This is a genomic window from Streptomyces sp. NPDC088810 (genome assembly GCF_044750305.1).
Lineage (GTDB): Bacteria > Actinomycetota > Actinomycetes > Streptomycetales > Streptomycetaceae > Streptomyces.
Genome location: NZ_JBIVJQ010000003.1, coordinates 123,500 through 144,726, shown reverse-complemented (window position 1 = coordinate 144,726; position 21,227 = coordinate 123,500). Strand labels below are relative to the sequence as shown.

Sequence of the window (21,227 nt, the reverse complement as noted above, 5' to 3'; positions counted from 1 at the left end):
CAGCAGGTATTTGGAATCAAGTAGGCCGGCCTTAAGCACTGCTTTAGGCTGGGCCCATGTACGACCCGACCCGGCTCGCCGCGCTCGTGGCGGTCGCGGAGGCCGGCTCGATCACCCGGGCCGCCGACCGGCTCGGCTACACGCCGCCCGCCCTCTCCCAGCAGCTGGCCAAGCTGGAGCGGGAGGCGGGCACGGCGCTGCTGGTGCGCCACCACCGCGGGGCCCGGCTGACCGAGGCGGGCGAGGTGCTGGTGGCGCACGCCCGGCGGGTGCTCGACGAGCTGGAGCGGGCCCGGCACGAACTGGCGCGGCTGACCGGGCTCACCGGCGGTGCGCTGCGGCTCGGCACCTTCCCGACCGCCGGGGTGCATCTGCTGCCGCCGGCGCTGAGCGCGTTCCGCCGGGCGCATCCCGACGTACGCCTGTCGGTGGCGGACTACGACCCGCCGGCCGGGGTCACCGCGGTGGCGGCCGGCGAGGTGGACCTGGCGCTCACCCACACCTACCACCCGGCCGAGCCCGTCCCGGTGCCGGCGGCGGTGCGGCTGGAGCCGGTGCTGGTGGAGGAGTTGGTGCTGGTGACCGCGCCGGGGCACGCGCTCGGCAGTGCCTCGTCCCGGCTGCCGCTGGCGGAGCTGGCCGGACAGCCGCTGATCAGCATGGCGCCGCACCATCAGGCCCGGCAGCAGATCGAGGCCCTGCTCGCCGAGGCGGGTGCCACGCCGGCGCTGCTGGTGCCGACCCCCGGTTATGCCGTGGTGTGCGCGCTGGTCAGTGCCGGGCTGGGGGTGGCGGTCGTACCGGAGATGGTGGCGCGGACCGCGACCACGCCGGTCGGGGTGCGGCCGCTGGAGGGTGGCCGGCTGCGGCGGACGATCTCGGTGGCGTACCGCGCGGAGGAGACGAATCCGGCTGCGGACGCCTTTCGCGCGCTGCTGCGGGGGGTGTTCGGGCGGGCGGGGAGACGTACGGGCGGCTGAGCGCGCCGGCCCGAGGACCAGGGCCTGGCAGCACCGGCGTGGCCCGTCCGGGGGCTACGGCTCCTGCCGGCCCGCCGGGACCGGTGCGGCCGGGATGGTCCAGGGAAGTTCGATGGAGACCGTCTTGCCGCCCTCGCGGGTGGGGCGGATACGGAGTCTGCCGCCGCACTCGGCGGTGAGCCAGCGGATGATGACCATGCCGCGCCCGTTGTCCTGCTGGACGGCGGCGGGCAGTCTCTTCGGGAAGCGGGGGTGGCTGTCCGTGACGCCGATGCGCAGGTGTTCGTCATGGTGCAGCGCGATGTCGACCGTGAAGGTGGGTGACTGTCCGAAGGTGTGCTGTACGGCGTTCGTGGCGAGTTCGGAGACGATGAGCCGGACGGTGTCGGCCGTCTCGGTGTCCGACGGCAGGCCCCACTCCGCCAGGGTGCCCACGACGTAGGAGCGGGCGGCGGAGACCGAGGCGGGATCGCTCGGCAGAGTGACGGATGCTTCCAGGTGGTCTGCCATGGCGACGTCGTCCCTTTCCCACGGGACCGCGGTCCGACAGACGGCGGGGGGTTCGAGTACGGTCCCGGACTGGTGCTTGTTCGCCAGACTGCCACCAACGGGCCGGTCACGGGGTGCGATCCACCAAGATATGCATATATCTGTCGCCCGAAGCGGTGAACTCTGCGACGCGAGACCGTATGTGGGCGGCCCGGAAGGAGTAAGGAGAAGCCCATGCAGAACGGTCCGGCGGTGCGGCGCCGCAAACTGGGCGCCGAACTGCGCACGCTGCGTACCGGCGCCGGGCTCACGAGCGGTGACGCGGCCCGGCTGGTCGGCTGGCACCAGTCGAAGGTGAGCCGCATCGAGACCGGCGCCAGCGGTGTGAAACCGGCCGATCTCCGGTTACTGCTCGACGCCTACGGGGTGCGGGACAGACATCTGCGCGAGTTGCTGCTGATGCTGGCGGGGTCGGAGGACGCGGGCGGCCGGCACCGCTGGTGGCACGCCTACCGCGGGGTGCTGCCGCCGACGTACCGCGATTTCATCAGCCTGGAGTCGCAGGCCAGCGCCATGCGCACCCTGGAGACCACGGTCGTGCCCGGGCTGCTGCAGACCGCCGAGTACGCCCGCGCGGTGACCCGGGCGGCCGTGAAGGACCTGGACGAGGAGCGCCTGGACACGCTGGTGGAGGTGCGTCTGGCCAGGCAGCACGTGCTCCGTTCGGACCCGCCGCTGGTGCTGAGCGCCGTACTGGACGAGGCGGTGCTGCGCCGCGAGGTGGGCGGTCCGGAGGTGATGGCCCGGCAGCTGGAGCGGCTGATGGAGGCGGCCCGCCTGCCCCAGGTACGGCTGCAGGTCCTGCCGTTCGCCGCGGGAGCGCATGTCGGCCTCACCGGGCCTTTCGTTATCTTCTCATTTCCGAGCACTTCTGATCTGGATGTGGTTGTTCTCGACCAGTTGACGAGTAGCCTCTACCTGGAACGGAAAGAAGACCTCATGGCCTACTCCGAGGCCTTCAAAACCCTTCAGTTCCACGCCCTTTCCCCCGAGGAATCGTTGGACTACATCGCCGGGATAGGTGACGGCGCGTAAGGAGGCACCATGTCAGCACTGCCTCGGAACGTCCCTGCCAGTACCGACCTGCACGACGTGCGCTGGCTGCGCAGCAGCTACAGCACGGGAGCCAACAACTGCGTGGAGACGGCACGGCCGCGCTCCGGCCCCGCGGCCGGACTGCTCGCCGTGCGCGACTCGAAGCAGCCGGCCGGACCCGCCCTGCTCTTCTCCCACGCGAGCTGGACGGGCTTCCTGACCGCACTCTGATCAAAGTCGATCAGTATCTGACCATTTTCAGGCGACGCACGGCCGTGTCACGCCGACTCATGGTCGCGTTTCGCCGATGACTCGTACAGCGCGTTCGATCTCCGCCCCGGAGAGGTCCGCGCGGGCGGTCAGCCTCAGCCGCGAGATGCCGTCGGGCACGGAGGGAGGGCGGAAACAGCCCACGGCCAGGCCTGCCGTACGGCAGTCGGCCGCCCAGCGCACCGCCTGCTCCGGGGACGGAGCCCGCACGGAGACCACCGCGGCGTCCGGACGCACCGCCTCCAGACCCGCGGCGGTCAGCCGTGCGTGAAGCTCCGCGGCCACCTCCCGGGCCCGCGCCGCCCGACCGGGCTCGCGCTCCAGCAGCCGCAGCGCCGCCAGCGCGGCACCGGCCGCCGCCGGCGCCAGACCCGTGTCGAAGATGAACGTCCGGGCCGCGTTGACCAGGTGGTCGATCACCCGGGCCGGGCCCAGCACCACCCCGCCCTGACTGCCCAGCGACTTGGACAGGGTGGCCGTGACCACCACGTCCTCGGCGCCCGCCAGCCCGGCCGCGTACGGCGCGCCCCGGCCGCCGTCACCCAGTACGCCCAGTCCGTGCGCGTCGTCCACGACCAGTCCCGCGCCGTACTCGCGGCAGGCTTCGGCCAGCGCGGCCAGCGGGGCCTTGTCGCCGTCGACGGAGAACACCGTGTCGGACACGACGATCGCCGGGCCCTCGTGCGCCGCCAAGGTTTTGCGCACGGCCTCGGGATCTGCGTGGCCGACGACCTGCCGCTCGCCGCGGGCGAGCCGGCAGCCGTCGATGAGGGAGGCGTGGTTGCCCGCGTCGGACACGATCAGCGAGCCGTGCGGGCCGAGCGCGGTGACCGCGGCCAGGTTGGCGGCGTACCCGGAGGAGAACACCAGGGCCGCCTCGAAGCCGCAGAACTCCGCGAGCGCGCGCTCCAGCTCCGTGTGCAGCCCGGTGGTGCCGGTGACCAGCCGGGAGCCGGTGGAGCCGCCGCCCCAGGTCCGGGCGGCCGCGGCCGCGCCCTCGGTGACCTCCGGATGGCGGGCCAGGCCCAGGTAGTCGTTGCTCGCCAGATCCAGCAGCGGCGAGTCGGCGGGGCGCGGGCGCAGGGTGCGCACGAGTCCGGCGCGGCGGCGCGCCTCGGCCTGCTCGTCGATCCAGCCGAACGCCATGGGTCCTCCGGTCCTTTTGTAGGTAGCGGACAGACCCTAGCGGCACGACCAGCCGCCCAGTGTGTGGCAATACCCACACGGTGAACCGGCTCTGTTGTGCGAAGTCTCCTTGGCCCGGGGCGGTCCCGTAAGACAGGATCAGGGCTCATGGACCTGCTGAACACGCTGGTGGACAAGGGGCTTCGGCGCGAGCTGCCGACCCGCGAGGAAGCGCTCGCCGTGCTGGCCACCTCCGATGACGACCTGCTCGACGTGGTGGCCGCGGCCGGCAAGGTGCGCCGGCACTGGTTCGGGCGCCGGGTGAAACTCAACTATCTGGTCAACCTCAAGTCGGGCCTGTGCCCCGAGGACTGCTCGTACTGCTCCCAGCGGCTCGGCTCCAAGGCCGACATCCTGAAGTACACCTGGCTCAAGCCGGACGAGGCCTCCCAGGCCGCCGCCGCGGGTCTCGCGGGCGGTGCCAAGCGGGTCTGCCTGGTGGCCAGCGGGCGCGGTCCGACGGACCGGGACGTGGACCGGGTCTCGCAGACCATCAAGGCCATCAAGGAGCAGAACGAGGACGTCGAGGTGTGCGCCTGCCTCGGCCTGCTCTCCGACGGGCAGGCCGAACGGCTGCGCGAGGCCGGCGCGGACGCCTACAACCACAACCTCAACACGTCCGAGGGGACGTACGGGGACATCACGACCACCCACACGTACGCCGACCGGGTGGACACGGTGCAGAAGGCGCACGCGGCCGGTCTGTCCGCCTGTTCGGGTCTGATCGCGGGCATGGGCGAAACCGACGAGGACCTGGTCGACGTGGTGTTCTCGCTGCGCGAGCTGGACCCGGACTCGGTGCCGGTGAACTTCCTGATCCCCTTCGAGGGCACCCCGCTGGCCAAGGAGTGGAACCTCACCCCGCAGCGCTGCCTGCGGATCCTGGCGATGGTCCGGTTCGTCTGCCCGGACGTGGAGGTCCGCATCGCGGGCGGCCGCGAGGTCCACCTGCGCACGATGCAGCCGCTGGCGCTGCACCTGGCCAACTCCATCTTCCTCGGTGACTACCTGACCAGCGAGGGCCAGGCCGGCAAGGCCGACCTGGAGATGATCGCGGACGCCGGCTTCGAGGTGGAGGGCGCCGACGAGGTGACGCTGCCGGAGCACCGGGCGGCGGCCGTCGGGGGCGGCTGCGGGTCGCACGCCGAGGCGGGCTGCGGCTCGCACGAGGGCGCGGGCTGCGGGTCGCACGAGGGCGGCGGCGTCTGCGGTACGGCGGCGGCTGTCGCCACGGCCGCCGAGCCGCGCACCGATCTGGTCGCGGTCCGCCGCCGGGGCGCCGGAACGGACCTCGCGCCCAATGCCTGACCTGGGTGTGCCGGAGCTGCTGGAGCTGGACCGGCGGCATGTGTGGCATCCGTACGGTCCGATGCCCGGGCGCGTGGAACCGCTCGTCGTGGAGGCGGCGAGCGGGGTCCGACTGCGGCTGGCCGACGGCTCCGGCGAACTGGTCGACGGCATGTCGTCGTGGTGGTCGGCCATCCACGGCTACGGCCACCCGGTGCTCGACGAGGCCGTGCGCGCGCAGTTGGGGCGGATGAGCCACGTCATGTTCGGCGGGCTCACGCACGAGCCCGCCGTCCGGCTCGCGAAGCACCTTGTCGACTTGTCGCCCGACGGGCTGGAGCATGTGTTCCTGGCCGACTCGGGGTCGGTGTCGGTCGAGGTCGCCGTGAAGATGTGCCTGCAGTACTGGCGTTCGCTCGGCCGGCCGGAGAAGCAGCGGCTGCTGACCTGGCGGGGCGGCTACCACGGCGACACCTGGCAGCCGATGTCGGTGTGCGACCCCCAGGGCGGGATGCACGAGCTGTGGACCGGTGTGCTGCCGCGCCAGGTGTTCGCAGACGCGCCGCCCGCCGCGTACGAGGAGTCGTACGCGGAGCATCTGCGCGAGCTGATCGGGCGGCACGCGGACGAGCTGGCCGCGGTGATCGTGGAGCCGGTGGTGCAGGGTGCCGGCGGCATGCGCTTCCACTCCCCCGCGTATCTGCGGGTGCTGCGCGAGGCGTGCGACGCGCACGACGTGCTGCTGGTGTTCGACGAGATCGCCACCGGTTTCGGCCGTACCGGCGCGCTGTTCGCGGCGGAGCACGCGGCCGTCAGCCCGGACGTGATGTGCGTGGGCAAGGCGCTGACCGGCGGCTATCTGACGATGGCGGCCACGTTGTGCACCGCGCGGGTCGCCGACGGCATCTCGCGGGGCGAGGTGCCGGTGCTCGCGCACGGCCCCACGTTCATGGGCAACCCGCTGGCGGCGGCCGTGGCCTGCGCCTCCATCGAGCTGCTCCTCGGGCAGGACTGGCTCGCCGAGGTCAAGCGGATCGAGACGGGCCTGCGTGAGGGTCTGGCGCCGGCGCGCGACCTCGCCGGGGTGCGCGACGTCCGCGTCCTCGGGGCCATCGGGGTGGTCCAGCTCGACCACGCGGTGGACATGCAGGCCGCGACCGACGCCGCCGTACGGGAGGGCGTGTGGCTGCGCCCGTTCCGCGACCTGATCTACACGATGCCGCCGTACGTCACCTCGGACGAGGACGTGGCACGGATCGCGCGCGCGGTGTGCGCCGCGGCGCGGGAGGGATGACATGCCGGTACTGGTGATCACGGGGACGGGCACGGAGGTCGGCAAGACCGTCACCACGGCCGCCGTCGCCGCCGCGGCACTCGCGGCCGGGCGTTCGGTGGCCGTGCTGAAGGCCGCCCAGACGGGCGTACGGCCGGACGAGCGCGGGGACGCCGACGAGGTCGCGCGGCTCGCCGGTCCGGTCACGGCCGGCGAACTCGCGCGGTTCCCCGAGCCGCTGGCGCCGGGTACGGCGGCCCGGCGGGCCGGGATGGCGCCGGTGCACCCGCACGAGGTGGCCGAGCGGGCCGCCAAGCTGGCCACCGAGCACGATCTGGTGCTGGTCGAGGGGGCGGGCGGGCTGCTCGTCCGGTTCGACGCGGCCGGCGGGACGCTGGCCGACGTGGCCCGGCTGCTGAACGCACCGGTGCTGGTCGTCGCGCAGGCCGGGCTCGGCACGCTGAACGTCACGGAGCTGACGGCCCGCGAACTGCGGCGCCGTGAGCTGGAGTTCGCCGGGGTGGTGATCGGCAGCTGGCCCGACGCCCCCGATCTGGCCACCCGCTGCAACGTGGCCGACCTGCCGGAGGTCGCCGGCGCCCCGCTGCTGGGCGCGCTGCCCGCCGGGGCCGGGACGCTGCCGCCCGCGCAGTTCCGTACGGCGGCACCGGGCTGGCTCGCTCCCCGGCTGGACGGCACCTGGGACGCGGAGGCGTTCCACGTGCGACAGGCGCCGTAGCCGCGGACCGGCACCGGCGTCCGTGTGTCTCGTCCCGGGACTCGGGTGAGAGCGACGGGCGCCCGTGCCGGATGGGCCGGCAGTGGCCGCAGCCGGGAGCCGTTCGGCGGGGATGCGCGGGCGTGTCCCGGGGGACACTCTCCCTAGGACCTTGCTGTCCAGGGAGGTTGCCATGCGGCTGCTGTCCACCCGTTCCGGCCAGGTTGCGCGCAGTCCCGTCCACCATCCGCTGTTCGCCCGCTACTACGCCCGGATCAGCGTGGCCGCCGAGTCCCGGCTCGGGATGGCCGGGGTGCGGGAGCGGCTGCTCGCCGGGCTGTCCGGGCGGGTGATCGAGATCGGCGCGGGCAACGGGCTGAACTTCCGGCACTATCCCGGCACGGTCGCGGAGGTCGTCGCGATCGAACCGGAGCCGCGGCTCAGGCAGCTGGCGCTGGAGGCCGCGCTGCGCGCCGAGGTGCCGGTCGACGTGGTGCCGGGCGCCGCCGAGGCCCTGCCGGTCAAGAGCGAGGCGTTCGACGCGGCGGTGCTGTCGCTGGTGCTGTGCAGCGTGCGGGATGTCGAGCGGGCGCTCGGCGAGGTACGACGGGTGCTCCGGCCCGGCGGCGAGGTGCGGTTCTTCGAGCACGGGCGGGGCGGCGGCCGGGTGATGACGCTGACCCAGCAGACCCTGGACCGCACCCTGTGGCCGGTCCTGAACGGCGGCTGCCACCTGTCCCGGGAGCCGGTCGCCGCGCTGCGCGCCGCCGGGTTCCGCCTCGGCCCGCACCGGCGGGTGCTGCTGCCGGAGAAGGGGCCGGCGCTGCCGACGTCGTACTGCTCGCTCGGTGTCGCCTGGCGGCCGGACGAGCCGGACGCCCGCTGATCAGATGCTCCAGCTGCGCAGTTCCCGCGCGATGTCGTCGGCGCTCGCCGCGCCGCCGTTGACCAGCCGGGCGAGGTCCCGGACCTGTTCGGGGGTGGTGAGCAGCTGGAGCAGGGAGGCGGCGCGGGCCTGCGGGGTGTCGTAGACGGGCACGCCGAACATCTCGGCCCGGTGCCGGGCGACGGCGGCGACCAGGGCGCCCCAGTCGGTGACCTGAGGGTCCCCCGGGGTCCGCTGTTCGGCGGGCATGAGGAGCCGGGCCAGGTCGATGCTGAGCTCGTGCAACGGGTCAGCGGCCGCCTTCGCCGGCGTCGGTGCCGCGGGACTCGGCGAACTCCTCGGCGAACACGGACTGGTAGCTCTTCATGAAGACTGGTAGCTCTTCATGAAGTCGGCGGCGGCCTCCACGAAGGTGCGTCCCGCCTCACCGGTGTCCCGCGCTAGCGCCGGCAAGGGCGCGCGGAAGCGCTGCGCCGGGCCCGCCCGTCCCTTACGCTCGCCCGGGACGGGCGGTGGCGTACGCCCGCTCCGGACGGGCGCAGCCGTACGCTCGCCCGCGGAGGCGTTCCGGCGACGGGGAGGCGGTCGTGTCGACACCTGCTGCGCAGCACGCACCCGACCGCACACCGGACGGCGGGATCGCGGCCCGCGCCCGCGGGCTGACCAAGGCGTACGGCTCCGGTGAGACGGCCGTGCTCGCCCTGGACGCGGTGGACGTGGACATCGCGCGGGGCCGGTTCACCGCCGTGATGGGCCCCTCGGGGTCCGGGAAGTCCACGCTCATGCACTGCCTCGCGGGCCTCGACACCGTCTCGGCCGGGCAGATCTGGCTCGGCGGCACCGAGATCACGGGGCTGCGGGAGCGGGAGCTGACCCGGCTGCGGCGGGACCGCATCGGGTTCGTGTTCCAGTCGTTCAACCTCATCCCGACGCTGACCGCGGCCGAGAACATCACCCTGCCGATGGACATCGCCGGCCGGAAGCCCGACCCGCGGTGGCTGGACCAGGTCATCGACACGCTCGGGCTGCGGGACCGCCTGACGCACCGGCCGGCCCAGCTCTCCGGCGGCCAGCAGCAGCGGGTGGCCTGCGCTCGGGCGCTGGCCTCCCGGCCGGAGCTGATCTTCGCCGACGAGCCGACCGGCAACCTGGACTCGCGGGCCGGCCTGGAGGTGCTGGGCTTCCTGCGCGGTGCCGTGGACGACCTCGGGCAGACCGTCGTCATGGTGACGCACGACCCGGGTGCCGCCGCCCACTCCGACCTGGTGCTCTTCCTCGCCGACGGGCGGATCGTGGACGAGATGCCCGAGCCGACGGCGGAGGCCGTGCTGGAGCGGATGCGTCTCTTTCCCGGGGGAAATCCCCGGACCTCCGAGGTCGACGCGGTCCGGGGTCGGCCCGGCGACGGCCGCACCGCCGAGGAGGACTGACCCGGTGCTCAAGGCGACCCTGAGGAGCTTCCTCGCGCACAAGGGGCGGCTGGCGCTGTCCGCGCTGGCCGTGGTCCTGTCCGTGGCGTTCGTCGCGGGCAGCCTGATCTTCTCCGACACCGTCACCCGCACCTTCGACCGGCTGTTCGCCTCGACCGCCGCCGATGTGACGGTCCAGCCCCGGCAGGACCTGCGGTCGGCGCGGGCGAGCGGCGCGGTGCAGACCGTGCCGGCCGCCCTGCGGGACCGGGTGGCCGGGGTCGACGGGGTGGCGGCGGCCCGCGCGCTGGTGTCGGTGCAGAACGTGGTGGTGGTCGACCACCGCAACCGGTCCGTCGGCCCCACCACCGGCGCCCCCACCGTCGCCGCCGCCTGGTACCCCACCGCCCGCAGCCCGGTGCGGCTGACCTCCGGGCACGCGCCGCGTGGGGCCGGCGAGGCGCTGCTGGACGCGGACACGGCCGGCCGGCGGCACGTGCGGATCGGGGACGCGCTGACCGTGCAGGCGCAGCCGGGCACCTTCCGGGTCCGGGTCGTCGGCATCGCCACCTTCACCTCGACCAACCCGGGCGCGGCCCTGCTCTACCTCGACCCGGCGGTGGCCGGCCGGGAACTGCTCGGCTCGTCCGCGCGGGCGACCGGCATCGCGGTGGACGCGGCACCGGGCGTGTCCGACGCGGAGCTCGAGCGCCGGGTCGGCGCGGCGGTCGGCACCGGCACGTACGACGTGAAGACCGCCGGTGAGCAGGCCAAGTCCGCCGCGGCCGCGCTCGGCACCTTCCTCGACGTGGTCAAGTACGTGATGCTGGGCTTCGCCGGTGTCGCCCTGCTGGTCGGCGTGTTCCTGATCGTCAACACCTTCTCCATGCTGATCGCCCAGCGCACCCGGGAACTGGGCCTGCTGCGGGCCCTGGGCGCCGACCGGAGCCAGGTGCGGCGCTCGGTACTCACCGAGGCGCTGCTGCTGGGGCTGGTCGGCTCGACGTTCGGGCTGGGCGCCGGGATCGGGCTGGCGTACGGGCTGATCCGGCTGATGAGCGCGTTCGGGATGAACCTGCGGGCCACGGCGATGGTGATCGGCTGGGGCACGCCGGCCGCGGCCTATGCCGTCGGCCTCGGCGTGACCTTCGTGGCCGCGTACCTGCCCGCGCGGCGCGCGGCGGCCGTCTCCCCGATGGCGGCGCTCGCCGGCGACGGGGTCGCCGAAGCGGACGGTGCGGGCAAGCCGTTGAGGGGGCGGGCACTCGCCGGGGCGGTGGTCGGGGCGGCCGGCGCGGCGGCGCTGGCCGGGTGCGCGACGGCGACGCGGACCGCGCAAGCCGCCTCGCTGCTGGGTGTCGGTGTCGTACTGACGCTGATCGCGACCGTGGTGGCCGGCCCGCTGCTGGTGCGGCCGGTGATCCGGGTGCTGGGCGCGGCCTTTCCCGCGCGGTTCGGCCCGGTCGGCCTGATGGGCCGGCGCAACGCGTTGCGCAATCCGCGCCGGACCGGCGCCACGGCCGCCGCGCTGATGGTGGGCCTGGCCCTGGTCGGCGGGATGTCGGTGGCGAGCGCCTCGATGTCCGCGTCGTTCGACCGGCAGATCGACCGCACGCTGGGCGCCGACTTCGTCGTCCAGAACGGCAACTTCATGCCGTTCACCCGGCAGATCGCGGACCGGGCGGCCGCGACACCCGGGGTCGGGCTCGTCGTACGGCAGCGGATCACCCCGATCGCCGTACGACTGCCCGACGGCCGGCGGGTGACGACGTCCGCCGCCGGGTACGGCCCGCGACTCGACGACGTCGCACACCTCACGTACGCGCGGGGCGGCTCGGCGGCTGCCCTGGCCGACCGGCACCTCGCCCTGGACGCCGGCTACGCGAAGGACCACGGCGTGCGGGTCGGCAGTGTGCTGCCGGTCGAGTTCCCGGGCGGGCGCCGGGCGGAGCTGACCGTCGGGGCGCTGACCGACCAGGAGGCGGCCGACGGCTTCGGCAACCAGGGCGGCCTCTTCCTCGGCCTGGCGACACTGGAGAGGTACGTGCCGAACGGGCAGGACGCGGCGCTCTACGTCAACGCGGCCCCCGGCACCGACCCGGCACGCCTGCGCCCCCGCCTGGAGCGGGCGCTCCGGTCCTTCCCGCAGGTCCAGGTCCGCGACCAGGCCGACTACAAAGACCTGGTCCACGACCAGATCGCCGTGCTGCTGTATCTGGTGTACGCCCTGCTCGGGCTGGCGATCGTCATCGCCGTGCTCGGCGTGGTCAACACGCTGGCCCTGTCGGTGGTGGAGCGCACCCGGGAGATCGGACTGCTGCGGGCGATCGGCCTGGGGCGGCGGCAGGTGCGCCGGATGATCCGGCTGGAGTCGGTGATGATCGCGGTGTTCGGGGCGGTCCTGGGGCTGGGTCTGGGGCTCGTGTGGGGGGTGTGCATGCAGCGGGTGCTGGCCCTGCGCGGGCTGACGGCGCTCGCGATCCCCTGGGGCACGATCGTGGCGGTGGTCATCGGCTCGGCGGTGGTGGGCGTGGTGGCGGCCCTGCTGCCGGCGCTGCGGGCGTCCCGGATGAACGTGCTGGCGGCGATCGCCCACGAGTGAACGCGCCCAAGTGATCAGGCCGGCGCGGACATGATGGAATCGGACCGGATCCAAGTCGTCCGCCACCGGGGAGATGTGATGGCGCGTCCGTTCCGCTTCGGAGTCAACCTGCTCACGCCGGCACCCGCCGCCGAGTGGCGCGCCACATGCCGTCGCGCCGAGGAACTGGGCTACGACGTGATCCTGGTCCCGGATCATCTCGGCATGCCCGCGCCGTTCCCGGCGCTGGTCGCGGCGGCGGAGGCGACCGAACGGCCGCGGGTCGGCACGTTCGTGCTCAACTCCGGTTTCTGGAACCCTGCGCTGCTGGCCCGCGAGGTGGCGACCACGGACGCGCTGACCGGCGGCCGGCTCGAACTGGGATTGGGCACCGGCTATGTGCAGGCGGAGCACGAGGCGGCCGGGCTGCCGTACGGTGCGCCGCGCGAGCGGGTGGACCACCTGGAGCGCACGGTGACGGAGCTGGAGCGGCTGCTCGGCTCCGGGGACCACGTTCCCCGGCCCGCCCAGTCCCGGGTGCCGGTGCTGATCGGCGCCAACGGCGACCGGATGCTGCGTCTGACCGCCGCGCACGCGGACATCGCGGCCTTCACCGGAGCCCGGCCGGGGAAGGCCTCGGGCACGCTGGACCCGCTGGAGGCCGAGGAGCTGGACGAGCGGGTGGCCCGGTACCGCGCGCTGGCGGCCGACCGGGCGGAGCCCGCCGAGCTGAACCTGCTGATCCAGTCGGTGGCCGTCACCGACGACCCCGAAGCGGCCCTGAGACCGCTGCTGGAGCGACGGCCCGGGACGACCGTGGACCAGGCGCTGGCCCTGCCCATCGTGCTGGCCGGCCCGCTGGAGGACGTCGTGGCGAAGGTGCGGGCGCAGCGCGAGCGGTTCGGGTTCTCGTACCTGACCGTGCTGGAGCCGTTCATGGAGGCGTTCGCGCCGGTGATGGCACGGCTGCGGGAGGAGTCCGCATGACGGAATTCCGGGTGGCGCCCGGATGCCGGCGATCATGATGGCCGCATGACCGATCTGCGTGTACGCGCCGCCAAGCCCGAGGATCTCGATTCCGTCCTCGCCTTCTGGAAGACGGCCGCCGAGGGAACGAGCATCAGCGACGACCGCGCCGGTGTGGAGCGGTTGACCGACCGCGACCCGGAGGCGCTCGTGCTGGCCGAGCTGGACGGCGAGCTGGTGGGCACGGTGATCGCCGGCTTCGACGGCTGGCGGTGCCATCTGTACCGGCTCGCGGTGCACCCGGAGCGGCGGCGGCAGGGCATCGGCTCGGCGCTGCTGGCCGCCGCCGAGGAGCGGTTCGTACGGCTCGGCGGGCGGCGCGCGGACGCGATGGTGCTGGTGCGCAACGAGACCGCGCAGCACGCCTGGCGCGCCGCCGGATACCGGCCGGAGGAGCAGTGGCGGCGCTGGGTGAAGCCGCTCACGGACTGAGGCCGGCGGCCGGGACGGGTCCCCGGGAAGGCTTTCTTTGCCCATCCTTTACCCTTGAGGGAGCACTCGGCCCTCTATGAAAGGTTGTGAGCGTCCGCCCATGGGCGAGCCTCCCAGTACGCGACACCGCGCGTTCCGCCCCGCCCTGTCCGATCATGGGACGGGGGTGACCCGATGACCGAAGTGCTCCTCCTTCTGGTGGCGATCCTGCTGTCGCTGGCCTGCGGCGCCTTCGTGGCGGCCGAGTTCTCGCTGACCACGGTGGAACGCGGCGAGCTGGAGCGGGCCGCCGCGCGCGGCGAGCGGGGTGCCGCGGGCGCCCTGAAAGCCGTACGGAACCTGACCTTCCAGCTCTCCGGCGCCCAGCTCGGCATCACCGTGACCAACCTGGTGGTCGGCATGCTCGCCGAGCCGTCGATCGCCAAGCTGCTCGCCGGGCCGTTCACGGCGCTGGGCCTGTCCCGGACCACGGCGAGTTCCGTCGCGCTGGTGCTGGGCACGGCCCTGTCGACGGTGTTCCTCATGGTCGTCGGCGAGCTGGTGCCGAAGAACTGGGCGATCTCCTCGCCGCTGGCCATGGCCAAGCGGGTGGGCAGCGCCCAGCGCTGGTTCAGCGCGGTCTTCCGGCCCTTCATCACCCACCTGAACAACACCGCCAACCGTTTCGTCCGCCGGATCGGCATCGAGCCCGCCGAGGAGCTGGCCTCCGCGCGCGGGCCGCAGGAGCTGGCCGCGCTCGCCCGGCACTCCGCCAAGCAGGGCGCCCTGGAGCCGGACACCGCCGAACTGTTCGTCCGGACGCTGAACCTGGCCGACCTCACGGCCGAGAACGTGATGACCCCGCGCGTCCAGGTCATCGCCCTGGACACCCAGGCGACCTGCGAGGACGTGGCCAACGCGACCCGGGCGACCGGACTGAGCCGGTTCCCGGTCTACCGGGGCAGCCTGGACTCCGTCGTCGGCACCGCCCACATCAAGGACGTGCTGGCCGTCCCCGCGGACCAGCGGCGCCACCGCACGGTCGCGCAGATCATGCGCGAGCCGCTGCTGGTGCCCGAGTCCCTGACCGTCGACCGGCTGCTGGACCGGCTCGGCGGCCGGCGCACCATGGCCGTCGTCATCGACGAGTACGGCGGTACGGCCGGTGTGGCCACCCTGGAGGACATCGTGGAGGAGGTCGTCGGCGAGGTGCGGGACGAGCACGACCCGCACGAGACGCCCGACCTCGCCCCCGCCGGCGCGGACGAGCGGGGCCGGGCCCTGTACGCGGCGGACGGCGCCGCCCGCACCGACCAGCTCGCGCGCGTGGGACTGCGCGTGCCCGAGGGGCCCTACGAGACACTGGCCGGCCTGGTCGCCACCGAGCTGGGCCGGATACCCGCCGTGGGGGACAGCGTCGAGGTGGCCGGCTGGCGGCTCGACGTGGTCGACGCCTCGGGCCGCCGGGCCGCGCGGGTGCTGCTGCACGCGCCGCTGGACGACGAGCGCGCCCAGGGCGCCGGCGGAACCCACGGGACGCGGGAGGGGACGCGATGACCGCCGTACAGCTGCTGATCGGCCTGGCGACCCTCGTCGTCAACGCCTTCTTCGTGGGGGGCGAGTTCGCGCTGATCTCCGTGCGCCGCTCTCAGGTCGAGCCGCTGGCCCAGGAGGGCGACCGGCGCGCGCGGAGCGTGCTGTGGGGTCTGGAGCACGTCTCCGCGCTGCTGGCCGCCGCCCAGCTCGGCATCACGCTGTGCACGCTGGTGCTGGGTGTGGTCGCCGAGCCGGCGATCGCGCACCTGCTGGAACCCGCGTTCCACGCGCTGGGCGTGCCGGTGAGCGCCGGGCACGCCGTGTCCTTCGTGATCGCGCTGACCCTCGCGACCTATCTGCACATGCTGCTCGGCGAGATGGTCCCGAAGAACATCGCGCTCGCCGAACCGGTGCGCAGCGCGCTGCTGCTCGGCCCGCCGCTGGTCGCTGTCGCCCGGGCGCTGCGGCCGGTGATCTTCACGATCAACGCCTTCGCGAACGGGCTGCTGAAGCTGCTGAGGGTGGAGGCGAAGGACGAGGTCGCGGCGACCTTCACGGACACCGAGCTGGCCGAGATCGTCAAGGACGCCAGCGAGGCGGGTCTGATCGACAACCGGGCCCAGGAACGGCTGCACGACGCCCTGGAACTGGGCAGCCGGCCGGTGCGGGACGTGGTCGTACCGCTGCAGCGCGTCGTCTACGCGCGCGTGGGCGTCACCCCGGAGCAACTGGAGCGGCTGTCGGCCGAGTCGGGCTTCTCCCGGTTCCCGGTGGTCGACACCGGCCGCCGGATCGTGGGCTACCTGCACGTCAAGGACGCGCTGGACGCCACACCGCGGGACGTGGCGTTCCGGCTGCGGGACATGCGCCCCATCGCGCGCGTCCGCGAGGGCACCCCGCTGGACGACGTCCTCACCGCGATGCGCGGGAGCCGCACCCACCTGGCCGCCGTACTCGGCGACGACGGCCGGCTGGCGGGCCTGGTGACGATGGAGGACGTGCTGCGCCAGCTGTTCGGCCAGCCGGCCCAGAGCTGAGGGCGGGAGCGGCTGCCTGGTCACCGGGGCTGACCGACCGGCTGGTATTGGCCCCGGGATACCATCGCTGTCGCCATGCAGACGAATCCCACACCTCCCGCCTACACCAGCCTGGTCGCGGTCGGCGACTCCTTCACCGAGGGCATGTCGGACCTGCTGCCCGACGGCTCCTACCGCGGCTGGGCCGATGTGCTCGCCGCACGGATGGCCGCCCGTACGCCCGGCTTCCGGTACGCCAACCTCGCCGTGCGCGGGAAGCTGATCGGGCAGATCGTCGACGAGCAGGTGGAGGCGGCCGCGGCCATGAACGCCGACGTCGTCACCCTGGTCGGCGGCCTCAACGACACCCTGCGCCCCAAGTGCGACATGGGCCGGGTCCGGGGACTGCTCACCGAGGCCGTGGAACGGCTGGCGCCCTCCTGCAAGCAGCTGGTGCTGATGCACAGCCCCGGCCGGCAGGGCCCGGTGCTGGAGCGGTTCCGGCCGCGCATGGAGGAGCTGTTCGCCTGCGTGGACGAGCTGGCCGCCAAGCACGGCGCCGTCGTGGTCGACCTGTACGGGGCACCCGCGCTGGCCGACCCGCGGCTGTGGGACGTGGACCGGCTGCACCTGACGGCGGAGGGGCACCGCCGGGTCGCCGAGGCGGTGTGGCAGACGCTCGGGTACGACCCGGAGGACACCGCCTGGCACATACCGATGCCGGCGACGCTCCCACCGGGCTGGCTGGCGCGGCGGACCGCCGACGTACGGTTCGCCCGGCAGCACCTGCTCCCCTGGATAGGCCGCCGCCTGACCGGCCGCTCCTCGGGCGACGGCCGCCCGGCGAAGCGCCCGGACCTCCTGCCGTACGAGGACCTGGCGTAGCCCGGGCTCACTCCTCCCCGGAGCGGGGCTGGACGGCGTGACGGGGCTCTCGTAGCTTCCGCCGAAAGCCCCCATGGCGTTGGCCTGCACAAACCGCCAGTAGAATCTGGACACGTGACTTCTGCGCCCGCCAAGCCCCGCATCCCGAACGTCCTCGCCGGACGTTACGCCTCCGCCGAGCTCGCCACGCTCTGGTCCCCCGAGCAGAAGGTGAAGCTGGAGCGGCAGCTCTGGCTCGCCGTGCTGCGGGCCCAGAAGGACCTCGGCATCGAGGTGCCGGACGGGGCGATCGCCGACTACGAGCGTGTCCTCGACACCGTCGACCTCGCCTCGATCGCCGAGCGCGAGAAGGTCACCCGGCACGACGTGAAGGCGCGGATCGAGGAGTTCAACGACCTCGCCGGGCACGAGCACGTGCACAAGGGCATGACCTCCCGTGACCTCACGGAGAACGTCGAGCAGCTGCAGATCCGGCTCTCGCTGGAGCTGATGCGCGACCGTACGGTGGCCGTGCTGGCCCGCCTCGGCAAGCTCGCGGGCGAGTACGCCGAGCTGGTCATGGCCGGCCGCTCGCACAACGTGGCCGCGCAGGCCACCACGCTCGGCAAGCGTTTCGCGACCGCCGCCGACGAGCTGCTGGTGGCCTACGGCCGCGTCGAGGAGCTGCTCGGCCGCTACCCGCTGCGCGGCATCAAGGGCCCGGTCGGCACCGCGCAGGACATGCTGGACCTGCTGGGCGGGGACGCCGGCAAGCTCGCCGAGCTGGAGAACCGCATCGCGGGGCACCTCGGCTTCTCACAGGCCTTCACCTCCGTCGGTCAGGTCTACCCGCGCTCGCTGGACTACGAGGTCGTCACCGCGCTGGTGCAGCTGGCGGCGGCGCCCTCCTCGCTGGCCAAGACGATCCGGCTGATGGCCGGGCACGAGCTGGTCACCGAGGGCTTCAAGCCGGGCCAGGTCGGTTCCTCGGCGATGCCGCACAAGATGAACACCCGCTCCTGCGAGCGCGTCAACGGCCTGATGGTCATCCTGCGCGGCTACGCCTCGATGACGGGCGAGCTGGCGGGCGACCAGTGGAACGAGGGCGACGTGTCCTGCTCGGTGGTGCGCCGGGTGGCTCTGCCGGACGCCTTCTTCGCGCTGGACGGCCTGCTGGAGACCTTCCTGACGGTCCTCGACGAGTTCGGTGCCTTCCCGGCCGTCGTCGCCCGCGAGCTGGACCGCTACCTCCCCTTCCTCGCCACCACCAAGGTGCTCATGGGCGCCGTACGGGCCGGGGTCGGCCGCGAGGTCGCGCACGAGGCGATCAAGGAGAACGCCGTGGCGACCGCGCTCGCGATGCGGGAGCAGGGCGCCGAGCGCAACGACCTGCTCGACAAGCTCGCCGCCGACGAGCGGCTGCCGCTGGACCGTGCGCAGCTGGGCGCGCTGATGGCCGACAAGCTGTCCTTCACCGGTGCCGCCGCCGACCAGGTCGGAGTGGTCGTCGCCCGGATCGAGGAGATCGTCAAGCAGCACCCGGAGGCCGCCGGGTACACCCCCGGAGCGATCCTCTGAGCCGCGCACCGCGCTCTCCCCGCCTCACCCGGGCGGAATTGGAGGCCGCCCGCGACCGCCTCGTCCCGGACGTGGTCGCGGACGGCCTCCACGTGCTGTTCTGCGGCATCAACCCCGGCCTGACGACCGCCGCGACCGGTCACCACTTCGCCCGCCCCGGCAACCGGTTCTGGCCGGTGCTGCACCTGTCCGGCTTCACACCCCGGCTGCTGCGGCCGGCCGAGCAGCAGGAGCTGCTTGCCTACGGCCTCGGCATCACCAACGTGGTCGCCCGGCCCACCGCGCGGGCGGACGAACTGACCGCCGAGGAGTACGCCGAGGGCGGCCGGCTGCTGGCCGCCAAGGTGACACGCCTGAAGCCGAGGTGGCTGGCCGTGGTCGGCGTGACCGCCTACCGCGCCGCCTTCGCCGACCGCACCGCCCGGGTCGGCCCCCAGCAGCGCACGATCGGCGACACCCGCATCTGGGTCCTGCCCAACCCCAGCGGTCTGAACGCCCACTGGACCGCGACGACGATGGCGCAGGAGTACGCCCGGCTGCGGGAGGCCGCGGGCGTCGACGGTCACCTGCCCGGATGATGCCGTCACACCATCTCCAGCAGCCCTTTGGCCAGTACGGAGAAGCCACCGGCGAGGGCCAGGGCGAAGATCAGCCGGCGCACCCCGCGCTCCTGGACCCTCGGGGCCAGCGCCCGGCCGATGAGGGCACCCGCCGCCATGGCGGCCACGGCCACCGTCCAGGCCGGCCCGCTCAGCCGTGGCACACCGTTGACGGCCACCGAGAAGACGTTCACCGCGATGCCGTAGAACTGCGCGTTCGGCACGAACTCGTGGACCGACCAGCCGGCGTTCAAGGCGTACAGCGAGTACGGCGGCCCGCCGACACCGGCGGCGGAGTTCATGAATCCGCCCACCGCACCCGCGGTCACGGCGCCCTTCGTCCCGGTCAGGGCCGCTGTGCGCGCGCCTGCCATCACGAGGGCCACGGCGAGCGTCACCAGGGTCCCGATGCCGGCCAGCAGTACCGGTTCGGACAGCCGGGCGGCCGCCCATGAGCCCACGGGCACGGTGCACGCGGCGGCGATGACCAGGGGAACCATGGCGCCGATCCGTACCCGCCGCCAGCCCGCTGCGAGTCCGGCGATGCTGATGACTCCGGCCGCGCAGTTCGCGAGGACCACGCCCTGCGCCGGTCCGAGCGTCAGCACGAGCACGGGGACCGCGATGAGCGCGAAGCCCATGCCGGTGAGCCACTGCACCGAAGCAGCCACCACGACCGTGCCGCCCAGCAGTAGTTCGGCCGCTCCTGCGCCTGCCACAGCAGACTCCTACCGTCGCCCGATGATCACGGCCATCCTCGGCGGAGGAGGTCCCCGAACACAATGGCCCGGCGGGGAGGAGCCGATGTCAGGGCGGGTCCGTCTCCGTCACTATGCCGAGCAGTTGGAACGGCAGTTCCTTGTCCCACTGGGAGATGCCGAGGGCGAGCCAGCGGTCCGTCCGCGGGAGTTGCCACAGGTGGACGTCGGGGACGTGGCCGCTCAGGCCGGCCCAGGGCTCGGGGATGTCCTCGCCCGCCAGGGTCCGGTCGAGGACGCTGTACAGGCTGACGTGGTGCGGCGGGCCCCAGCGGTCGCCGAGCCGCTGGGCGAGGCCGTCGCGGTCGGCCTCGTACTGTGCCGCGGTCTCCTCCCGGGTACTGCCGTCGTCGTCCCAGAAGTCCTCGCTCGTCTGTAAAGCGGCTATGTGGTAGCCGGGCCCGCTCTCGCCGTGCTCCGTCCTGCCGTGCGCGGCGGGGAACTCCCGGGCGCACAGCAGGTCGATGAGGGTCAGGCACTGCGCGATGTCCATGCCGTCCAGTAAAGCGGGCACCACTGACAATTGGCGGCCTGTCAGGCTGCCCCTCCCCCGCGTCAGGCGTCCCTGCGGTGCAGGCTCCACGCGCCCGCCAGCAGGGCCGCCGCCGTCCACAGCGCGGTCACCGCGAGGCCGGTCCACGGGCCGAGGGTGCCGTCCCAGGTGCTGTGCAGCGCGACCTGGCCGGCCCGGTCGGGGAGGAAGTCGGCGACTCCGCCCGACAGGTCGCCCACGACGAAGGAGACGATCAGGAGGAACGGGATCAGCACGGAGAGGGTGGCCGCGCCGCTGCGCAGGACCGTGGCGAGGCCTGCGGCGAACAGGGCCATCAACGTCAGGTGCACACCGCAGCCGACCGCGCCGCGCACCCCCTCGGCCCAGCCGGGCGCCGAGGCGCCGAGGGCCGCCCGGCCCGCCAGGAGCGTGACGAACCCCGTGAGCAGCCCGACGGCCAGCGCCGGCAGGGCGATGGCCGTCGCCTTCGCGGCGAACCAGCGCCCCCGGTCGGGCACCGCCGCCAGCGTCAGCCGCAGCGCGCCGCCCCGGAACTCCGACGAGACGGCCGTCGTACCGAAGGCGATCGCGGCGACCTGGCCGAAGCTGATGCCGAAGAACACCGAGAACAGCGGGTCGGGGTCGTCGGCGTCGGCCGTGGCGAGCACCGAGAACGCGGCGGTGGACACGAGGATCGCGGCGAGGGCACCCAGCAGGGAGCGCAGGGTACGGATCTTGATCCACTCGGCGTGGAGCACGGGTGCGAAGGGCAT

22 protein-coding genes are annotated in these 21,227 nt (G+C 73.4%); 16 read left to right on the top strand and 6 right to left on the bottom strand.

Features of this window, described 5'->3' with window-relative positions:
- Positions 1–56: 56 nt before the first annotated feature.
- Positions 57–980, top strand: coding sequence for a LysR family transcriptional regulator (locus ACIP4Y_RS11485; protein WP_401391028.1), 924 nt, complete (start codon positions 57–59; stop codon positions 978–980).
- A 54-nt stretch (positions 981–1,034) separates the two neighbouring features.
- Here the strand turns inward: ACIP4Y_RS11485 and ACIP4Y_RS11480 are convergent, their stop codons facing one another.
- Entirely contained in the window at positions 1,035–1,490 is a 456-nt protein-coding gene (locus tag ACIP4Y_RS11480; protein ID WP_401391025.1) for an ATP-binding protein, read from the bottom strand.
- 213 nt (positions 1,491–1,703) lie between these two features.
- Between ACIP4Y_RS11480 and ACIP4Y_RS11475 the strand changes: the two genes are divergently transcribed.
- Together ACIP4Y_RS11475 and ACIP4Y_RS11470 are read left to right on the top strand one after the other, a co-directional pair.
- Positions 1,704–2,564, top strand: coding sequence for a helix-turn-helix domain-containing protein (locus tag ACIP4Y_RS11475; RefSeq protein ID WP_401391023.1), 861 nt, complete (start codon positions 1,704–1,706; stop codon positions 2,562–2,564).
- 9 nt (positions 2,565–2,573) lie between these two features.
- Positions 2,574–2,795, top strand: a complete 222-nt coding sequence (locus tag ACIP4Y_RS11470) for a DUF397 domain-containing protein (RefSeq protein WP_401391020.1) — start codon at positions 2,574–2,576, stop codon at positions 2,793–2,795.
- Positions 2,796–2,852: 57 nt separating this feature from the next.
- On the opposite strand, the gene ACIP4Y_RS11465 is transcribed toward ACIP4Y_RS11470, so the two are convergent.
- Positions 2,853–3,980: an 8-amino-7-oxononanoate synthase gene (locus tag ACIP4Y_RS11465; RefSeq protein WP_401391017.1), complete on the bottom strand. Its 1,128-nt coding sequence runs from the start codon at positions 3,978–3,980 to the stop codon at positions 2,853–2,855.
- Positions 3,981–4,127: 147 nt separating this feature from the next.
- On the opposite strand from ACIP4Y_RS11465, the gene bioB reads away from it, so the two are divergent.
- The 4 genes from bioB to ACIP4Y_RS11445 all read left to right on the top strand — a co-directional run bounded on the left by bioB (position 4,128) and on the right by ACIP4Y_RS11445 (position 8,183).
- The gene (gene bioB, locus ACIP4Y_RS11460) at positions 4,128–5,327 is read left to right on the top strand and encodes a biotin synthase BioB (RefSeq protein WP_401391014.1); all 1,200 of its coding nucleotides are present in this window, start codon (positions 4,128–4,130) and stop codon (positions 5,325–5,327) included.
- A complete protein-coding gene (locus ACIP4Y_RS11455) occupies positions 5,320–6,600 on the top strand; it encodes an adenosylmethionine--8-amino-7-oxononanoate transaminase (protein WP_358643810.1) in 1,281 nt (426 codons plus the stop codon). The genes bioB and ACIP4Y_RS11455 overlap by 8 nt, the downstream gene beginning before the upstream one ends.
- A 1-nt stretch (position 6,601) precedes the next feature.
- The gene (gene bioD, locus ACIP4Y_RS11450) at positions 6,602–7,318 is read left to right on the top strand and encodes a dethiobiotin synthase (protein ID WP_401391011.1); all 717 of its coding nucleotides are present in this window, start codon (positions 6,602–6,604) and stop codon (positions 7,316–7,318) included.
- 172 nt (positions 7,319–7,490) lie between these two features.
- Positions 7,491–8,183, top strand: coding sequence for a class I SAM-dependent methyltransferase (locus ACIP4Y_RS11445; protein WP_401391008.1), 693 nt, complete (start codon positions 7,491–7,493; stop codon positions 8,181–8,183).
- On the opposite strand, the gene ACIP4Y_RS11440 is transcribed toward ACIP4Y_RS11445, so the two are convergent.
- Positions 8,184–8,468: a fic family toxin-antitoxin system, toxin component gene (locus ACIP4Y_RS11440; RefSeq protein WP_401391005.1), complete on the bottom strand. Its 285-nt coding sequence runs from the start codon at positions 8,466–8,468 to the stop codon at positions 8,184–8,186.
- A gap of 302 nt (positions 8,469–8,770) precedes the next feature.
- Here ACIP4Y_RS11440 and ACIP4Y_RS11435 point away from each other — a divergent pair, with 302 nt between their 5' ends.
- The 9 genes from ACIP4Y_RS11435 (at position 8,771) to mug (ending at position 19,182) form a co-directional block, all read left to right on the top strand.
- Positions 8,771–9,613 (top strand): ABC transporter ATP-binding protein, encoded by an 843-nt coding sequence (locus tag ACIP4Y_RS11435; RefSeq protein ID WP_401391002.1) that lies wholly within the window; start codon positions 8,771–8,773, stop codon positions 9,611–9,613.
- Between the two features lie 4 nt (positions 9,614–9,617).
- Positions 9,618–12,194: an ABC transporter permease gene (locus tag ACIP4Y_RS11430; protein ID WP_401390998.1), complete on the top strand. Its 2,577-nt coding sequence runs from the start codon at positions 9,618–9,620 to the stop codon at positions 12,192–12,194.
- Positions 12,195–12,272: 78 nt separating this feature from the next.
- Complete coding sequence (locus tag ACIP4Y_RS11425; RefSeq protein ID WP_401390995.1) at positions 12,273–13,160, top strand: LLM class F420-dependent oxidoreductase; 888 nt, start codon at positions 12,273–12,275, stop codon at positions 13,158–13,160.
- A 45-nt stretch (positions 13,161–13,205) separates the two neighbouring features.
- Complete coding sequence (locus tag ACIP4Y_RS11420; RefSeq protein WP_401390992.1) at positions 13,206–13,631, top strand: GNAT family N-acetyltransferase; 426 nt, start codon at positions 13,206–13,208, stop codon at positions 13,629–13,631.
- A gap of 174 nt (positions 13,632–13,805) precedes the next feature.
- Positions 13,806–15,167, top strand: coding sequence for a hemolysin family protein (locus ACIP4Y_RS11415; RefSeq protein WP_401390990.1), 1,362 nt, complete (start codon positions 13,806–13,808; stop codon positions 15,165–15,167).
- Positions 15,164–16,183, top strand: a complete 1,020-nt coding sequence (locus tag ACIP4Y_RS11410; RefSeq protein WP_401390987.1) for a hemolysin family protein — start codon at positions 15,164–15,166, stop codon at positions 16,181–16,183. The genes ACIP4Y_RS11415 and ACIP4Y_RS11410 overlap by 4 nt, the downstream gene beginning before the upstream one ends.
- 75 nt (positions 16,184–16,258) lie before the next feature.
- Complete coding sequence (locus tag ACIP4Y_RS11405) at positions 16,259–17,047, top strand: SGNH/GDSL hydrolase family protein (RefSeq protein ID WP_401390984.1); 789 nt, start codon at positions 16,259–16,261, stop codon at positions 17,045–17,047.
- A 114-nt stretch (positions 17,048–17,161) separates the two neighbouring features.
- Positions 17,162–18,604: an adenylosuccinate lyase gene (purB, locus tag ACIP4Y_RS11400; RefSeq protein WP_401390981.1), complete on the top strand. Its 1,443-nt coding sequence runs from the start codon at positions 17,162–17,164 to the stop codon at positions 18,602–18,604.
- A gap of 38 nt (positions 18,605–18,642) precedes the next feature.
- Complete coding sequence (gene mug / locus ACIP4Y_RS11395; protein ID WP_401390978.1) at positions 18,643–19,182, top strand: G/U mismatch-specific DNA glycosylase; 540 nt, start codon at positions 18,643–18,645, stop codon at positions 19,180–19,182.
- 5 nt (positions 19,183–19,187) lie between these two features.
- Here the strand turns inward: mug and ACIP4Y_RS11390 are convergent, their stop codons facing one another.
- The 3 genes from ACIP4Y_RS11390 to ACIP4Y_RS11380 form a co-directional block, all read right to left on the bottom strand.
- The gene (locus ACIP4Y_RS11390) at positions 19,188–19,922 is read right to left on the bottom strand and encodes a TSUP family transporter (protein WP_401390975.1); all 735 of its coding nucleotides are present in this window, start codon (positions 19,920–19,922) and stop codon (positions 19,188–19,190) included.
- A gap of 88 nt (positions 19,923–20,010) precedes the next feature.
- The gene (locus ACIP4Y_RS11385; protein WP_401390972.1) at positions 20,011–20,454 is read right to left on the bottom strand and encodes a hypothetical protein; all 444 of its coding nucleotides are present in this window, start codon (positions 20,452–20,454) and stop codon (positions 20,011–20,013) included.
- 62 nt (positions 20,455–20,516) lie between these two features.
- Positions 20,517–21,227, bottom strand: coding sequence for an ABC transporter permease (locus ACIP4Y_RS11380; RefSeq protein ID WP_401390969.1), 711 nt, complete (start codon positions 21,225–21,227; stop codon positions 20,517–20,519).

Bases quoted from the DNA above. Each gene is read 5' to 3' on its own strand.
- ACIP4Y_RS11485 (WP_401391028.1), top strand. From the start codon at position 57: ATGTACGACCCGACCCGGCTCGCCGCGCTCGTGGCGGTCGCGGAGGCC.
- ACIP4Y_RS11480 (WP_401391025.1), bottom strand. From the start codon at position 1,490: ATGGCAGACCACCTGGAAGCATCCGTCACTCTGCCGAGCGATCCCGCC.
- ACIP4Y_RS11475 (WP_401391023.1), top strand. From the start codon at position 1,704: ATGCAGAACGGTCCGGCGGTGCGGCGCCGCAAACTGGGCGCCGAACTG.
- ACIP4Y_RS11470 (WP_401391020.1), top strand. From the start codon at position 2,574: ATGTCAGCACTGCCTCGGAACGTCCCTGCCAGTACCGACCTGCACGAC.
- ACIP4Y_RS11465 (WP_401391017.1), bottom strand. From the start codon at position 3,980: ATGGCGTTCGGCTGGATCGACGAGCAGGCCGAGGCGCGCCGCCGCGCC.
- bioB (WP_401391014.1), top strand. From the start codon at position 4,128: ATGGACCTGCTGAACACGCTGGTGGACAAGGGGCTTCGGCGCGAGCTG.
- ACIP4Y_RS11455 (WP_358643810.1), top strand. From the start codon at position 5,320: ATGCCTGACCTGGGTGTGCCGGAGCTGCTGGAGCTGGACCGGCGGCAT.
- bioD (WP_401391011.1), top strand. From the start codon at position 6,602: ATGCCGGTACTGGTGATCACGGGGACGGGCACGGAGGTCGGCAAGACC.
- ACIP4Y_RS11445 (WP_401391008.1), top strand. From the start codon at position 7,491: ATGCGGCTGCTGTCCACCCGTTCCGGCCAGGTTGCGCGCAGTCCCGTC.
- ACIP4Y_RS11425 (WP_401390995.1), top strand. From the start codon at position 12,273: ATGGCGCGTCCGTTCCGCTTCGGAGTCAACCTGCTCACGCCGGCACCC.
- ACIP4Y_RS11420 (WP_401390992.1), top strand. From the start codon at position 13,206: ATGACCGATCTGCGTGTACGCGCCGCCAAGCCCGAGGATCTCGATTCC.
- ACIP4Y_RS11415 (WP_401390990.1), top strand. From the start codon at position 13,806: ATGACCGAAGTGCTCCTCCTTCTGGTGGCGATCCTGCTGTCGCTGGCC.
- ACIP4Y_RS11410 (WP_401390987.1), top strand. From the start codon at position 15,164: ATGACCGCCGTACAGCTGCTGATCGGCCTGGCGACCCTCGTCGTCAAC.
- ACIP4Y_RS11405 (WP_401390984.1), top strand. From the start codon at position 16,259: ATGCAGACGAATCCCACACCTCCCGCCTACACCAGCCTGGTCGCGGTC.
- ACIP4Y_RS11385 (WP_401390972.1), bottom strand. From the start codon at position 20,454: ATGGACATCGCGCAGTGCCTGACCCTCATCGACCTGCTGTGCGCCCGG.
- ACIP4Y_RS11380 (WP_401390969.1), bottom strand. From the start codon at position 21,227: ATGCCCTTCGCACCCGTGCTCCACGCCGAGTGGATCAAGATCCGTACC.